This window comes from Flavobacterium sp. UBA4854 (assembly GCF_002399805.1).
GTDB classification, from domain to species: domain Bacteria; phylum Bacteroidota; class Bacteroidia; order Flavobacteriales; family Flavobacteriaceae; genus Flavobacterium; species Flavobacterium ginsengisoli.
Window position 1 is genome coordinate 19206 of sequence record NZ_DHEI01000160.1, and the last position, 17894, is coordinate 37099.

A 17894-nucleotide genomic window follows, 5' to 3' on the forward strand; every position below is an offset into this window, starting at 1 on the left:
AAAGATTTTACGTTGTCGCATCAGGAAATTACCAATGGAGGCGAATTGATTTTAGAAATGTCAAAGTAAAATTTTGCCACATCTTTCAAGATTAAATAGATTAATTTCAGCCTTAGTAAAATTATTTTAATTCTTTTAATCAGTGGTAAAAAAATAAGTTTTTAGTTCTTAAAGAAATAAGTAAGTAATGAAAATATACAGTAAAAATATACTTTTAGGAATATCATTTTTGTTTACCGTAATCACAAACGCTCAAACAGTCCATCAATATGTTGATCCAATGATTGGTTCAGAAGGAGTAGGGAGGGTTTTTATCGGGCCGTCATGCCCTTACGGAATGGTAAAACCAAGTCCAGATTGCACCTCGAGTCCAAACAGCGGTTGGCTTCCAATGCCAAAAGAAGTAACAGGATTCAGTCAGGTTCACGTAAGCGGAACAGGCGGAGGTCCAAAATACGGAAATATCCAGATTATGCCATTTTCTGGTACTTTAGACAAAATAGACCAGACTTCTTTTAGAGCAGAAGAAAACGTAAAACTGGGGTATTACGAAACGGTTTTCAAGGAAAATAATATTAAAACCGAAATCACTACTGGCGAGAAAGTTTCTTTTTACCGTTTTACCTACCCAAAAAATAAATCAAAAGAATTAAAGATAGACCCTGGATTTTTTCTTGGCGAAGAAAAAATTCCAGAAGCTAGAGAAGCACAACAGTTTGTGGGTTCACAAATCGAAATAGTTTCAGATACAGAAGTTAGAGGTTACAGCAGAATCCGTGGAGGATGGAACAACGGACGCGCTTACACCGTTTATTTCTATGCTATTTTTGATCAGCCAATTGCTAAATATGTCACTTTTAAAGACGGAAAATTTTATAACAATCAAAAAGCACAATTTGATTCAGGAAAGAAAACAGCAGCTTTACTTTCTTTTGAAAATGGAAAAGAGGAGCTGAATGTAAAAATCGGAATTTCATTTTTAAGCGAATTAAAAGCAAAGAATAATATAGAAGTTGAAATTCCGCATTGGAATTTTAATGAAGTTTTAAAGGCTTTAGAAAACAAATGGGAAAATTTATTAAGCAGAATCCAGCTTTCTAAAGATACCTCAGACGAATACAGAAAAATGTTCTATACAGGTTTATATCACACGATGATTATGCCTGTAGACAGAACAGGAGAAAACCCTTTATGGACAAATGACGAGCCTTATTATGATGATTTTTATACCATCTGGGATACATTTAGAACATCAAGTCCTTTAATTACATTGATTGACAGCAAGCGAAAAGTCGAAATCATCAATGCAATGCTGAACATTTACAAACGCGAAGGTTATATGCCAGAAGGAAGAAGCGGTAATGACAATGGAAGAACTCAGGGAGGATCAAATGCCGAGGTGGTAATTGCCGATGCTTTCGTAAAAAACTTAAAAGGAATAGATTACGAATTAGCACTTCAAGCAATGCTGAAAGATGCAACAGTGCCTCCTGGAGGAAACGAAGAGAAAGAAGGAAGAGGCGGACTTTTAGATTATCTCAAACTAGGATACGTTCCTTATGGCACAGACAGAGCAGGAAACAGAACCATCGATTACTCCTACAACGATTATAATATTGCGACAGTTGCCAAAGGTTTAGGAAAAACAGATTTGTACAATCAATACATAAAACAGGCTGAAAATTGGCAGAATCTATGGCGAGCAGATTATGAAAATAACGGCGCAAAAGGATTTATCATGCCAAAAGACAAAGACGGAAACTGGCTGGATGATGTTGTTTTTGGTGAATCAAAAATCCAAAAGCCGACTTTTAAATATACGCCTGTCATTATCGAATCGCCTTGGTATGTTTGTCATTGGTGTGTTTTCTTTTACGAAGGAACTTCATGGGAATATTCATTTAGTTTGCCGCACGATATTCCGGAATTGGTAAAAAAAACTGGCGGCGAAAAAGCATTTGAAAACAGATTGGATATTTTCTTTGATAATAATTTATTTAATGTTGCCAATGAACCTTCATTCTTAACCCCGTGCTTATATCACTGGATTGGAAAACCGTATTTAAGCAGTAACAGAATCAGAACGATTATCAAGGATAATTTTAATACTTCAAGAGAAGGGCTTCCAGGTAACGACGATTCAGGAGCAATGTCTTCATGGCTGGCTTTCCACATGATGGGATTGTATCCAAATGCAGGACAACCTTATTATCTAATCAATACGCCTTTGATTAAGGAAGTATTCGTAAAATTAGAAAACGGCAAAAGTTTTAAAATCATCACAAAAAAAATGAATGATAAAAACAAATACATCAAAACCGCTTTGTTAAACGGAAAACCATATAACAAAGCATGGATTACGCATGATGATATTATGAATGGAGGAGAACTGATTTTAGAAATGGATTCGAAACCTTCAGCTTGGGGAACGACAATTTTACCACCGGCAAAATAAAAAGATAAGTAAGATGAAAAATATATTTTTAGTTATTCTTTTCTGTGCTCTTTATCAAACCACAATAGCACAGAATTATATTCCGACATTAAAAAATAATACCCAACTGCATTATGTCTGTAAACTTCACGGACAAACCAGAACTTTACAGCTTACGGCCGAAACGTCAAATAATGGATTGGCTTTTAAACTGGAAACAAGAGGCGTAAACAGTAAAATAGTAATGTTTCCTGAAGCAGTAAAAAATGGAAATGCCTTAAGCTTTAATCAAGGAGAATATGCACCAATTCTAAACTTAAAACCAACAGAAACTTTTTTTATGATTTCGCAATCAGCTTATCAGGATTTAGTCCAAAACAAATCCTTTGTTTACAACAATACAACTTATGTTCTAGATAAAAGTGAAGATAAAAATGGCGTTTCTATTGATGGAAAAATAATCGAAACATTGCATGTAAAAGCGCAAATTGACGAAACCGAAATGTGGATTGTAAAAAATCCAGAGTTTCCTTTAATCTGTAAAATCATTAAGAATCCGTTAGGAATTAATCCTACCTTGGTAAAAGTAGTGGATTAAAGAAAATAGAAAATAGAAAATAGAACTGTTTTATTAACAGACTAAATTGGTTTTAAAACCACAGATTAAAAAGATTATAAGGATTTTTAAATGAACAAATTTAATCTGTGTTAATCCTTTTAATCTGTGGCAAAAAAATACAATTAGAAAAGCAAAAAGGAAATTTTATAGTTTAAGATTTTTCACAATTTTGATATAAATTGATAATTTCAGAACAATAGATAGAATTCGTAGTAGATTGTTGAAAGTTGTTTTTAAATTTACAGGAATTACACTTAAACTTATAATATTTTAAATTATGAAATTATCTATCGTAACCTCTTTACTTTTTTGCTGCATTTGTTTCGGACAAAATAATACAGACACCAGTTTGTATATGAAGTCTGATAAAATTACGTATCTAACAGATATTGGCTCAGAATCAGGAGATTTATATAAAACAATCGGACACCACGGCCCAGCAATTGAAAACGAATGGATGGCTTTGCGAATTTATTTCAGCGATAAAGTAGCAATCGATGTTTATTCTAAAGCTAAACCAGGTTTAGAATTAAAAAAAGCAAATTGGTACCCAACGCCAGAACAGCAAAAAGAAGGCTGGGGAGCAGATTATTATAAAGTGGCATCTACTGTTGGTTTAGGAGGAGTAAAACTTTGGGATGGCGAAAAATTAGTGCCGTTAAATCCGGTAACAAATCGTTTGGCTCGTGTTGGAAAAACAGAAAATACTTCTTGGATGGAAATGATTTCAAGAGGCGTTCCTTACAAAGGAAAAAAAGTAGACATTTTAGTTCGTGTTACCGTGTTTTCTGGTAAAAGAGAAGCGAAAGTAGAAGCAGTTTCTTTAACTGGAGAAAAAGTGCAATTTGCAACAGGAGTAAATTACTTTAAAGATTGCGCAACAAAAAAAGGTGCTAATTACATAGCAGTTTGGGGAAAACATCCAGAAGACGTTGCTGCAGAAATTGTTGAAGTAGGAGGAGCGATTATATACAATCCGAAAGATTATGAGAAAACAACAGACGATGGAACGCAATATTTGTTGATTTCAAAACCTGCAAAAACTTTAGAGACTTCAATTATATCTTCAAGTGCAAGAGAAACAGAACTAAACACTTTAGATAAATTGGAAGCATTTATTAAAAAATAATTGAATTATCCTTTAAGCAAGGACGCGGATTAAACGGATTTATTTCGTAAAGGCGCGGATTAAAACGGATAATCTATTTATATTTTTAAACAGATTAATAAAATCCGGTTTAATCCGCGCCTTCGCGTTAGCGAATCGGTTTAATCCGCGTTTGATTTTACAGACTTTCTATTTTTAAAATAGGACAAATAACGGATAATTATAAAATTAAAAACAAACAAAACAAATGTTTAGAATATCGATTATATTAGTACTGCTTCTTTCTTTATATTCCTGCAAATCACAGCAGAACATTAAGAAAGAAATTCAGATTGCTTTTATAGCCGATGCCCATCTGCAAGATATTTATGCCAAATTTGAGGACAGTAATTATCAAGGCATTCCAAATCCTGTAACGGGCGAATACGCCAATATTAGAACGATGAATTCTCAATTGCATTCTACGAGAATTTTTAATGAAAACTATTTTGCCTTTTTAGAAGCTTTAAATGATATTGTAAAAAGAGGCATAAAACAGGTAGTGCTTCCAGGCGATTTCAGCGACGACGGACAGCCTGTTCACGTTCGCGGATTAAGAAAAATTCTAAATGAATACTCCGAGAAATACGGAATTTCATTCTTTGTTACTACAGGAAATCATGATATTGTAAAACCTTTTGCTCAAGATGCTGTTAAAACAGATTTTTTAGGAAAAGACGGAAAAGAACAAATTATTGGCAGTTCTCCAGACAATTTTAACAAAAGTAAAAGCGAACTGGAACCCATTATTACAGCCGATTTAAAAAATTGGGGTTATAAAGAAACCATTAGCGAAATGCGTGATTTTGGTTTTTTTCCAAAAAAGAATGATTTGTATTGGGAAACTCCTTTTTCTAATTACAGCTATGAAAATTATAATTTTGAAGAAGCTCAAAAAGAATCCGTTTTAGAAAAAAGAACGTATTTAATAAAAAATACCAATTTGTATTTGCCTGATGCTAGTTATTTGGTTGAACCAATAAAAGGAATCTGGCTTTTGGCTATAGATGCAAATGCGTATGTTCCAAATGAAAAATTATCAGGAGAATCCAATAATCCGCATGATTTTTCGGGAGCAAATACAGGTTATAATAACGTTCTGATTTATAAAAACCATTTAATTAATTGGGTAAAAAAGGTTTCTGCAGAAGCGAAACAAAAAGGAAAAATATTGATTGCTTTCAGTCATTATCCGATGGTTGAATTTAATGACGATGCTTCGCCAGAATTAAAACAGCTTTTCGGTGCTAATAAAATGCAATTGCAAAGAGTTCCAAATGAAGAAGTAGCACAGCAATTTGCCGATGCTGGAATTCAGATTCATTTTGGCGGACATATGCACATTAACGATACAGGAGTTAGAACAACAGCAAAAGGAAATACACTTTTTAATATTCAAACACCATCGCTTGCGGCTTATATGCCAGCTTATAAAATATTGACTATTCATTCTCATTCTGATCTGGAAGTAGAAACTGTTGTAATTGGTAAAGTCAATAAATTCAATAGTTTATTTCCTTTTTATGAAGAAGAATATGCTCATTTGGAAGCTATTAAAAGCAACATCATTTGGAACAAAGAAATTCTAAAAGCAAATGATTATGCAGCATTTACCAATTGGCATCTAAAGGAATTAGTTCGTTTGCGATTCTTACCTGAAGATTTTCCGATAGATTTTTTAAAATCGATCGAGAAACTTTCTGGTAAAGATTTATTAGAATGGAATAAAAATGCAAATGAAGTCTCTAAAGATTTGAAAGAGAATTCGCTAACATTTTCTGATTTTGAATCATGGACAGGTTTTGATATGATTTTCGATTTTTACAGATTAAAAAGTGCCGATGAATTGGCTTTTTCTGAAATTGGAAAAAAGAGATTAAAACAATACGAATTGATATGCAAACAGTTAAAAAAATCAAATAACCCTAAGTTGATTTTATGGGCCAAAATATTTTGGAAAACCATGAACGGCGAGCCTTCCAATCATTTCAGAATTGATTTAAAAAACAACAAAATTGATAATTTATCTGTTAAATAATTTTAATATTTATTGAATCAAAAAGATTAAATTGCATTTATAATTTATTTCCATGAGCCAAAAATCCTTTTTATTATTCTTGTTATCTGCCCTTTTTTATCATTCGTATTCACAGAATATAAAATTTGCGCATTATAATGATAATAACGGATTGTCTCATAATTCGGTACGACATATTGTACAGGATAAAAAGGGTTTCATGTGGTTTGGAACTTTTTCAGGATTAAATCGTTTTGACGGTTATCAGTTCAAAAATTACATGAGTTCTACGCCTGGTAAAAACAAATTGTACAATGATGATATCACGGCTTTAGAACTGGACGAAAAAAACAATTATCTCTGGATTGGTACCCGAAAAGGACTCACGCTTTTCAAAATGGATACGCATGTTTTTACTACTTATTTTCATAAAAAAGACGATCCAAACAGTTTACCAGATGACGAAGTTAGAGCCGTTTATGTAGATAAATTTGAAAGAGTTTGGGTAGGAACCAAAACGAAAGGAATTTATTTATTCTTTTTGAAAGAAAACCGATTCGAAAAAATTAAACTGAATGGTTATGAATATATAAAAGAAATTTTTGAAGATAAAAAAGGAAATGTCTGGGTTGGAAGTTATGAGAAATCATCTGTAGCCAAAATTACGATGGATGCGAAAGGCGCGATTGTGAAAATCAATAATTATACGCTTTCTGTTCCAAATTCGAATATAAAAAATCCATACCTAAATTTTATTTATGAAGATGCCAAACAAGATATTTTTGTTGGAACTCGCGAAGGTTTGTATAAACTCGATAAAGCAAGCGATAAGTTTGTTAATCTATATATTGAAAGCAAACAAGTTAGAGGTGCTTTAGGACCTTATTTTCTTTCTGTTGCACAAGCTCCTGATGGCAAATATTGGGTTGGAACTTTGGGAGGATTATTAGTTTGTGATCAATTAGAAGATATTCAAAAAGGAAATTATAAATGGTATTATTCTATTCTTTCTGATGACACTTCGCTTGTCGATAATTTAATTTCGGCACTTTATTTTGACAAGTCTGGAGTCTTATGGATTGGAACCGAAGATGGTTTAGATAAATACGATCCGTATGAAAATCAGTTTACTTTAAATAAAGATATTTCGCGTTCTATTGGCAATCAGGCACCTAGAATTAGAGGTTTTGCCAAAACCTATGATGAAAAAGTAATTGTCGCAACTTATCACAACGGGCTTTTTATTTCTAACATAAAAGGTTCGACACCTCTGCACAACACAGGAAAAGATATTGCTAGTATTTATTCTGAAGACGGAAAGATTTTTTACTGTGGTCTTTGGGACGGCAATGTTTTGGTTTATAATTATTTGAGCAATTCTTCTAGAGAAATAAATTTAGGATTTGAGAAATCGCCGGTTTTTGCCTTTAGAAAAATTACAGATGATAAAATGATTGTAGGTTCATTTGGAGAAGGAGCTGTAATTCTAAATACTAAAACACTTCAAGTAGAAACTTCAAGTAAACTTTTACCCGATTTTCAGATTAATGCTATAGAGAGAGATACCAAAAATAATGTTTGGTTTGCTACAGAAACGGGAGTGGTAAAATACAATATCAGTACCGGAAAAATAGAAACATATTCGTCACTTTTTATCAAAGAAAAAGGTGTTCCTCATGACGAAAATGTTAGTGATGTTTTAGTTGATGTTAAAGGAAAGATCTGGGCTTCAACTCGTTTTGGACTATGTTTGTACAATCCGAAAAAGAACGAATTTGAACCCGTAAAAAATCTAAAGGAACTTTCTGGAAAATGGATTACTGATATTTTATCAGATGCCAACGGTAATTTGTGGCTGAACATCAACAATAATAATATTGCTTTTGTAAAGTCGAATTTAAAAGATATTAGCATTTATCACGTAAATAGCGGAAACAGATTGGATGTTTTTAGTTCTAGCGGTTTCTTTTATTTTAATAATTCTAATATTTTTCTTGGCGGTAAAAACGGAATTATTTCTTTTTCTCCGCCAGCGATGAAAAGAAATAATTGGTCGCCATTGCCTGTTATTTCTGAGTTTAAAATTCAAAATGAAGAAGTTTTTCCAGAAATGGAAATCAATGGAGAAATTCCGCTTTCTAAAGATTTAAATTATGGAAATGAAATCGAATTAAGCCATAAAAACAGAAACTTTTCTCTGCAGTTTTCGGCACCTTCATTCGCAAACGAAAAATTGAATAAATTTCAATACATGTTAGAAGGTTTTGATAAAGAATGGATAACAGTTAATAGTACATCTAGAATTGTACAATATACCAATCTTTATCCAGGCAATTATACTTTTAAGATAAGATCAAGCAATAGCGACGGTTATTGGAGTAAAACGGTTTCTTATAAAATAAAAATTCTGCCTCCGTTCTGGCTTACGCCGACTTCTTTTTTAATGTTTTTTGCCATTTTATTCGGTGTTTTTTATTTCATTAGAAAAGAGATTAAGAATCGTATTCGTTTAAAACAAGAGTTGCTCACAGAAAAAGTAAACAGAGAACACGACATAAAATTAAATAATGAGAAATTACGTTTCTTTACTAATATTTCGCATGAATTAAGAACGCCATTAACGCTAATTTTAGGTCCAGCAAAACAGCTTTTGGATGAAAACAGTAATGCTACAGATTACGAAAAGAGCCGTTATAACTTAATTTATCAAAATGCCAGCCGATTGCTAAATTTGGTGAATCAGGTTTTGGATTTTAGAAAAGCGCAGTCGGGTGAATTAAAACTAAAAGTAACCAAAACAGACATTTTATCGTATTCGAAAAATATTTTCGATTCGTTTAAGGAAATGGCCTATAATAAAAAAATTAAGCTCAATTTTATTTCTGAAGATGATGAAATAAATGGTTGGCTAGACAATGACAAATACGATAAAATTCTTTACAATCTTTTGTCTAACGCCTTGAAGTTTACCAACAAAAACGGAAATGTAGATTTGTATGTGAGACTAAAAGATACGGTTGAAGATATTTTGGTAATTGAAGTTACAGATGACGGAATTGGTATTCCGTTAAAAAGTATAGATAAAATTTTCAAACGTTTTTACCAAGCTTCAAACAGTAAAGACAATAATACTGGATCAGGAATTGGTTTGTCATTGGTAAAATCTTTGGTTGCCATTCATAAAGGAACTATTTCTGTGGAAAGTACAGCAGGAAAAGGAAGTACTTTTAAAGTAGAAATTCCGATTGATCGTGAATCTTATGAACATAAAGAAGTGTTTGAATATGCTCTTAAAAATGACAATCTAAGCATGCTGATTCCAGAAAAAGCGGCCAAGAAAATTATTCAGAATACAGATTTAAAAGAGAAGATCCTGGTTATTGAAGATAACTCAGAACTCAGAAAATATTTGGTCGATTATTTATCGGATTATTACAAAGTATATGATGCTGAAAATGGAGAAGAAGGCTTAAAAATCTGCCGACAAATAAAACCTATTTTATGCGTAACAGATGTTATGATGCCCGTTATGGACGGATTGGAATTTTGCCAGCAATTAAAAAATGATGAATTTATAAGTCATATTCCAGTTGTGATGCTTACAGCGTTGGGAGAAAATATGGATAAAGTAAAAGGTTATGATATTGGCGCCGATGGTTATTTGGTAAAACCTTTTGAGCCTTTACTTTTGAAAACGGTTATAGAAAATATGATCAAGTCGAGATTAGAACTGAAACAAAAATTCTCTGGTGAAGTAGAAAGCAAAGTTAGCATGCTGACACATTCGCCAATCGACGAGGAGTTTATGGAAAAAGTTACAAATCTAATTAACGATAATTTAAGCGATGTCGATCTTTCAACCGATTTTTTATGTGACAAACTGGGCGTTAGTTCTTCCAAATTATATAGAAAAATTAAAGAATTGACCGATTTAGCACCAAATGAATTTATTAGAACAATTCGGTTAAAAAAATCAGCAGAATTGCTAAAAACCAAAAAATACAATGTTTCTGAAGTAACAGATTTGGTTGGTTTTAATGACCCGCTATATTTCAGTAGATGCTTTAAGAAGCAGTTTGGTTTCCCGCCAAGCAAGTTGATTAATTAGTTTTTTTGGCAGGATTCGGGCGATGGCGATTGGCGAAGCAATTCACAAACTTTTACAATCCAGCTCTGAAAGAGCCAAAAGCACCAAAGCAGTGCACCGCACTGCTTAAGAATACACAACATCCGATTCAGCCCTGAAAGGGCGAAAGCATATTCTCAGTATTGAGTTGTTATATACGCACAGTTGCGCTTTCACCCTTTCAGGGTGTTATTCATTCACATGTTAATGTGTAGTGCGGTGCACTACTTTGGTGTTTTCACCCTTTCAGGGTGTTGTTTATTCTCACTTTAGTGTGTAGTGCGTTGCACTACTTTGATGCTCTTGGACTTTCAGTCCAATTCAAATTCTATCCATTTTTTCTTCTTATTAATATGTAAAAATCCTACAATAATCAATTTTATCCATGTTTTTGATGTATTAATCCATTTTGAAAGAAGGATGTAATTCTATTTTTGTCTTATAACTTTTAACTATTTAGCATTATGAAAAAACATATAGATACAGACAATCCGTTAAATAATTTAGATGAGTGGGAAGATGATTTGTTAATGCGATATCCTGATCCTTCTGAAGAAAATGAAGAAGTAAAAGAAAAGCAGAAAGAAGAATTTAGAAACTATGTCGATTCGGAAAGAGTAGAAACTGTTAAGGAGTTTTACAGAATAAACCACACGTATCAGACTTATGATTTTGTATGCAGCAAAGAACAAGATTTTCTGCAATTTAATAGAAAAGAAATGTCAATCTGGGAAGCTGTTGAGTTTTTAAACACGCTTGTAGACGACAGTGACCCAGATATTGACTTAGACCAAACACAGCACCTTTTACAAACTTCAGAAGCAATTCGTGCAGACGGTCATCCAGATTGGTTTGTATTGACAGGTTTCATTCATGATTTAGGTAAAGTATTATGTTTGTTTGGAGAACCGCAATGGGCAGTTGTAGGAGATACATTTCCTGTTGGATGTGCTTATTCGGATAAAATTGTATATTCAGAGTTCTTTAAAGAAAATCCAGATTTTACAGACGAAAGATTCAATACCAAGTTTGGTGTTTACACAGAAAACTGCGGATTGGACAATGTAAAAATGAGTTGGGGACACGATGAGTATTTGTACCAAATCATGAAAGATTATCTTCCAGATCCAGCTTTATACATGATTCGTTATCATTCCTTTTATTCTCAGCACAAAGAAAATGCTTATACACATTTAATGAATGAAAAAGATATCGAAATGTTTGACTGGGTGAGAAAATTCAATCCTTACGATTTGTATACAAAAGCACCTGTAAAACCAGACGTGCAAGCATTACTTCCTTATTATAAAGAATTAGTTGCGAAATATTTACCAGAAAAATTGAAGTTTTAAAAAGGTTTCATTTGTTTAAACAAAGATAGTCCACAATCTTGTCATTCCGAGGAACGAGGAATCTTCGCGAGAAACTCCTCAATCAGAATCCACAATCTTTGTAGAGCTGCTTACGAAGATTCCTCGTTCCTCGGAATGACAAACTTTGGGGCTATGTGTTAGAAACTGGTTTCTTTCATTAATCTTTTTTAAGAAAAAAATAAACTATGTTTCTATGTGTTAAAAAAAATAACTGCCAGCTATCTAAAACCAAAATAATGCAGAATATTAAAACCAAAATACTTTTATTAAGCCTGTTTGTACTATGCGGAACCGCTGTTTTAGCGCAGGAAAAAGAGCGCAACGATTGGGAAAATCCTCAAGTATTTCAGATTAATAGAGAACCAGCACGAGCTGCTTTTCTTCCGTATGCAGATGAAACTTCTGTTATAATGGATAAATATGAAAACTCACCTTGGTATTTTTCTTTAAACGGAAAATGGAAATTTTCTTGGTCGCCAACACCAGACGAACGTCCAAAGGATTTTTATAAAACGGATTTCAGTACTTTACATTGGAAAGAACTTCAAGTGCCTTCTAATTGGGAGCTGAATGGTTACGGTGTGCCAATTTATACCAACATTACGTATCCTTTTGAAAAAAATCCGCCTTTTATTAATCATTGGGATAATCCAGTTGGGTCTTATAAAAGAGATTTTGTGCTGCCCGAAAACTGGAATGGCCGACATGTTTTTCTTCATTTTGAAGCAGGAACTGCAGCTATGTATATTTGGGTGAACGGAGAAAAAGTAGGCTACACAGAAAACACCAAAAGTCCGGCAGAATTTGATATTTCGAAGTATTTAAAATCTGGAAAGAATGATTTAGCGATAGAAGTATACAGATGGAGCGATGGTTCGTATTTAGAAGATCAAGACATGTGGCGACTTTCTGGAATTGATAGGAATGTGTATTTGTACAGCACAGATAATGTTCGTATTGCAGACTTTTTTGCCAAACCAGATTTAGATGCGAAATACAAAAACGGAAGTATAAATGTAGATGTAAGTTTAAAAAATCTGACTTCAACTTCGGTTAACAACCAAAAATTAGTTGCAAAACTGGTTGATGCTTCTGGGAAAAATGTATTTGTAAAAGAATTGAATGTCAATTTAGAAGCGTCAAAAGTTCAGACTTTAAATTTTTCTCAAAATGTATCAAGCCCCAAATTATGGAGCAGTGAGACGCCTAATTTGTATATGTTGGTGCTGACTTTAAAAGATGCAAAAGGAAATATTGTAGAAACAGTTGGAACACAAATCGGATTTAGAAAAGTAGAATTAAAAGGTGGCCAATTATTGGTAAACGGCGTTCGATTGATGGTTCATGGCGTTAATATCCACGAACATAATCCAGAAACTGGACATTATCAGGACGAAGCGACGATGATGAAAGACATTAAAATGATGAAACAGCTGAATATTAATTCAGTTCGCTGCAGTCATTATCCGAACAATATTTTATGGGTAAAACTATGTAATAAATACGGTTTGTTTTTGGTGGATGAAGCTAATATCGAAAGTCATGGAATGGGAGTAGAGGGACAGCCTCTAATTTGGATGAATCCAAAAACGAATCCGGGTTATCTTCCAGAATGGAGAGAAGCGCATCTGGACAGAATTTACAGCCTTGTTGAAAGAGATAAAAATATGCCGTCTGTAATTATCTGGTCATTAGGAAATGAAAGCGCCAATGGACCTGTTTTTCACGAAGCATACAAATGGATCAAAAAAAGAGATAATTCTCGTTTGGTTCAGTTTGAACAAGCAAAAGAAAACGAAAATACTGATATCGTTTGCCCAATGTACCCAACAATTGAATACATGAAGGAATATGCGGCACGTAAAGAAGTTACACGCCCTTATATCATGTGTGAGTATTCGCATGCAATGGGAAACAGCAGCGGAAATTTTCAGGAATATTGGGATATCATTCGCGGAAGCAAAAACATGCAAGGCGGATTTATTTGGGATTGGGTAGATCAGGGATTTTATGGAATTGATGAAGCAGGCCGTAAATACTGGACTTACGGTGGCGATATGGGAAGCCAGAATTACTTAAATGATGAAAACTTCTGTCACAACGGGTTAGTATATGCTGATAGAACACCGCATCCTGGAGCTTTTGAAGTAAAAAAAGTATATCAGAATATCTTGTTTAAAGCTGTAGATATAAAGAACGGAATTATTGAAATCAATAACGATTTTGGGTTTACCAATTTGAGCAAATACAATTTTAGATATGAAGTTTTAGAAAACGGAAAAGTAATAAAAGAAGGAATTTTGAATGTTGCTTTAGATCCAAAATCTAAAAAGCAATTTAAAATTGATTTACCAAAATTAGAGTCAAAAGAAGGAACAGAATATTTATTGAATGTTTTTGCTAGTACGAAAACTGGCTCAGAAATATTGCCTCAAAACTTTGAAATCGCAAAAGAACAATTTGTAATTGAAGACGGAAAATATTTCGCAAAATCTGAAAATGGAAGTGCTGCAAAAGTACAAGATGAAAAAGATCAGTTTGTTTTGACTTCTGATAATGTAACCGTTAAAATCAGCAAATCGACTGGATTGATTTCGTATTACAGTTTAAAAGGCGAAGAATATTTCAAACAATATCCTGAGCCTAATTTTTGGAGAGCTCCAACAGATAATGATATTGGAAACAAAATGCAGATTAGAACAAATGTGTGGAGAACTGCTGGAAAAAACACCTCGTTAGAAAGTATCCAGCAAAGTGAGGAAAATGGCAAAAAATATATCATTGCAAAATTAAAACTAAATGATGTTGCTTCAGATTATACAATCAAATATGCATTAGGAAATGATGGCGCTTTAGAAATTAAGGCTTCGTATAAAAAAGGAAATAATCCGGTTCCAGAATTACCGCGTTTCGGAATGATTTTCAGTTTAAAAAACAAATTAGAAAATCTGGATTATTACGGAAGAGGACCTTTAGAAAATTATCCTGACAGAAAAACATCGTCTCTAAAAGGAATTTATACTAGTAAAGTTGCAGACCAATATGTGCCTTATACACGCCCACAAGAAAATGGATACAAGACCGATATACGCTGGTTTAAATTATCAAGCAATTCAGGAAATGGCTTGGAAATAAAAGGTCTGCAACCTTTAGGTATAAGTACTTTAAATAATTATCCGAGTGATTTTGACGGAGGAATTTCTAAAAAGAATATTCATTCCAGCGATATTACTCCTAGAAATGAAGTTGTAGTTTGTGTCGATTTAACCCAACGTGGATTAGGAGGTGACAACAGTTGGGGCGCACCGCCACACGAACAATATACTTTAACCCAAAGCGAATACAGCTACGGATTTGTCATTAAACCACTTTAAATAATTTTAGTTTTCAGTTTCAGTTTTCGGTCACAGTTAGGACTGAAAACTGAGACTGCGACTGAAGACTAATCAAATAAAAAAATGAGTAACACTACAAGTGGAAGATTAATTTCTTTAGATGCACTGCGCGGATTTGTGATGTTTTGGATCATGAGCGGCGAACATATTATTCATGCTCTGGCCAAAGTGGCTCCAATTCCTATTTTTGTCTGGATGTCATCGCAACTGCATCATGCAGAATGGAATGGTATTACCTTCTATGATATGATTTTTCCTGTGTTTCTATTTGTGGCCGGCGTTTCGATGCCTTATTCTTTCGAAAAGAAAATGCAACTGGCTGGTGTTAAATCTCCAAATGATTTGCCTCCAACCGAAAAGCGAAAAATATATTTATCGATGTTGAAAAGAACCTTCATTTTATTGGTTCTAGGATTTGTAGTAAACGGATTATTACGATTTGATGGTTTCGACCAAACGCGTTTTGCAAGTGTTTTAGGAAGAATTGGACTGGCTTGGTTTTTTGCCGGAATCATCTTTTTGAATTTTAACTTTAAAAAACAATTAATCTGGTTTTTCGGAATCTTAATTGGCTATTATGTTGCAATGAAATGGATTCCGGTCCCAGATTTTGGAGCTGGAGTTTTAACCAAAGAAGGTTCACTAGAAGGTTACATTGATCGTCTGTTTTTACCAGGAAGATTGCACAGTACGGTTTACGATCCAGAAGGAATATTTTCAACTCTTCCTGCTATTGCAACTGCTTTATTAGGCGTTTTTATAGGAACATTTTTAAAAGCAAAATGCCCATTCTCTATAAATGTAAAATTGCTTTTAATGACCTTAACGGCAGTAGTTTTAATTATTATAGGTTTGATTTGGGATATCAGTTTTCCAATCAACAAACATTTATGGACCAGTTCTTTTGTCTGTTTTGTTGGCGGATTTAGTATTTTGTTTTTTGTCTTTTTTTATGTGATAATCGATTTGTTTGGTTTTCATAAATGGGCATTTCCATTAATCTTAATTGGTTCCAATTCTATTTTAATTTATATCGCCGCAGAAGGTTTAGTCGATTTTAAACATACAGCAGATTATCTTTTTGGTGGACTTATACAATATACCTCGCTTAATTGGCAACCTTTTTTTGTCGCTTTATCCGTCACCATTGTACAGCTTATTTTACTGTACTTTTTATATAAAAAGAAATGGTTTCTCAAGATTTGATAGCAATCAAATTTTAAAATACATTTTACTATCTAACCACACAATAACCACACAATTATGAATGTATTACAAACCGCAGATTACATTGTTTTCTTTATCTACTTTGTCATAGTTACTGCCTATGGAATGTATATTTACAGAAGCAAAAAAACTGCTGCAACGAGTTCTAACGAATATTTTTTAGCCGAAGGATCACTTACTTGGTGGGCAATTGGAGCTTCTTTAATTGCTTCTAATATTTCAGCAGAACATTTTATTGGTATGAGCGGTTCAGGTTTCGCCATCGGACTTGCTATTGCTTCTTATGAATGGATGTCGGCTGCTACATTGATTATTGTAGCAATGTTTATTTTACCCATTTATTTGAAGAATAAAATATTTACGATGCCTCAGTTTTTAGCCAAAAGATATAGCGGAACTGTGAGTACAATTATGGCTATTATTTGGTTGTTAATCTATGTCTTTGTTAACCTTACCTCAATAATTTATTTAGGTGCTTTAGCTATTTCTTCTATTGCACCAATTAGCTTTCAGTTTTGTGTCATCGGTTTAAGTTTATTCTCGGTAATCGTAACATTGGGCGGTATGAAAGTAATTGGATACACAGATATGTTTCAGGTTATTGTTTTAATTCTCGGCGGATTAGTAACAACTTATTTAGCCTTAACATTGCTTTCAGATCAGTTTGGTTTTGGAAAAGATATTCTAAAAGCACTTTCGATTATTGCTGATGAAGCTCCAGGACATTTGCACATGATTCTAGAAGAATCAAATCCGCATTATAATGAATTGCCAGGAATGTCGGTTCTAGTTGGCGGAATGTTAATCAATAATCTGGCATATTGGGGATGTAACCAATATATTGTTCAAAGAGCTTTAGGAGCCGATTTAAAAACTGCGCGTAAAGGAATCTTATTTGCCGCTTTTCTAAAACTTTTAGTTCCAATTATTGCTGTTTTGCCAGGAATCGCCATGTTTGTAATGCACGAAAACGGAATGTTTCAACAAGAAATGGTAGATGCAGCTGGAGTTTTAAAACCAGATCACGCATATCCAACATTAATGAATTTACTTCCAGCAGGATTAAAAGGAGTAGCCTTAGCCGCTTTAACCGCGGCAATTGTAGCTTCTTTGGCAGGAAAAGCCAATAGTATTTCGACTATTTTTTCTTTAGATATTTATAAAAAATATTTCAATTCGCAGGCATCAGAAAAGAAATTGGTTCGTACAGGAAGATGGTGCGTTGTTGTATGCATGATTATAGCAGCTTTTGTTGCTCCTGCATTAAAATCATTAGATCAAGCGTATCAATTTATTCAAGAATATGTTGGATTTTTTTCGCCAGGAGTGTTAGCGATTTTTTTGTTGGGAATGTTCTGGAAAAAAACAACTCCAGCAGCGGGACTTGCAGGAGCATTATTAACCGTACCTCTTGCTGCAGTTTTGAAATTTTTACCTATGTGGACAGATGGCGTTTTTCCAGATTATCCTTTCTTAGACAGAATGACTATTGTTTTCTTCATAATTGTTTTAATAATGGTGGGAATAAGTGTGGTAAATCCAGTTTCTGAAGAAGA

The 17894-nt window shown here is 33.5% G+C and carries 9 protein-coding genes; all 9 read left to right on the top strand.

Going from position 1 to position 17894, the window contains the following annotated elements:
• The first annotated feature begins 187 nt into the window (after nt 1–187).
• Nucleotides 188–2455, top strand: coding sequence for a GH92 family glycosyl hydrolase (locus tag B3J44_RS22980; protein WP_286971696.1), 2268 nt, complete (start codon nt 188–190; stop codon nt 2453–2455).
• A gap of 13 nt (nt 2456–2468) precedes the next feature.
• Complete coding sequence (locus tag B3J44_RS22985; protein ID WP_286971698.1) at nt 2469–3032, top strand: hypothetical protein; 564 nt, start codon at nt 2469–2471, stop codon at nt 3030–3032.
• 298 nt (nt 3033–3330) lie between these two features.
• Complete coding sequence (locus tag B3J44_RS22990; RefSeq protein WP_198858014.1) at nt 3331–4182, top strand: DUF4861 family protein; 852 nt, start codon at nt 3331–3333, stop codon at nt 4180–4182.
• A 226-nt stretch (nt 4183–4408) separates the two neighbouring features.
• The gene (locus B3J44_RS22995) at nt 4409–6238 is read left to right on the top strand and encodes a metallophosphoesterase (RefSeq protein WP_286971700.1); all 1830 of its coding nucleotides are present in this window, start codon (nt 4409–4411) and stop codon (nt 6236–6238) included.
• A 52-nt stretch (nt 6239–6290) separates the two neighbouring features.
• Nucleotides 6291–10325 (top strand): hybrid sensor histidine kinase/response regulator transcription factor, encoded by a 4035-nt coding sequence (locus B3J44_RS23000; protein ID WP_286971703.1) that lies wholly within the window; start codon nt 6291–6293, stop codon nt 10323–10325.
• Nucleotides 10326–10807: 482 nt separating this feature from the next.
• Nucleotides 10808–11695, top strand: coding sequence for an inositol oxygenase family protein (locus B3J44_RS23005; protein ID WP_286971706.1), 888 nt, complete (start codon nt 10808–10810; stop codon nt 11693–11695).
• 257 nt (nt 11696–11952) lie between these two features.
• Nucleotides 11953–15090 (top strand): glycoside hydrolase family 2 TIM barrel-domain containing protein, encoded by a 3138-nt coding sequence (locus tag B3J44_RS23010; RefSeq protein ID WP_286971707.1) that lies wholly within the window; start codon nt 11953–11955, stop codon nt 15088–15090.
• 84 nt (nt 15091–15174) lie between these two features.
• Nucleotides 15175–16317: an acyltransferase family protein gene (locus tag B3J44_RS23015; RefSeq protein WP_286971709.1), complete on the top strand. Its 1143-nt coding sequence runs from the start codon at nt 15175–15177 to the stop codon at nt 16315–16317.
• 57 nt (nt 16318–16374) lie between these two features.
• Nucleotides 16375–17894: sodium:solute symporter family transporter (locus tag B3J44_RS23020; RefSeq protein ID WP_286971711.1), on the top strand; the 1520-nt coding region annotated here is incomplete at its 3' end.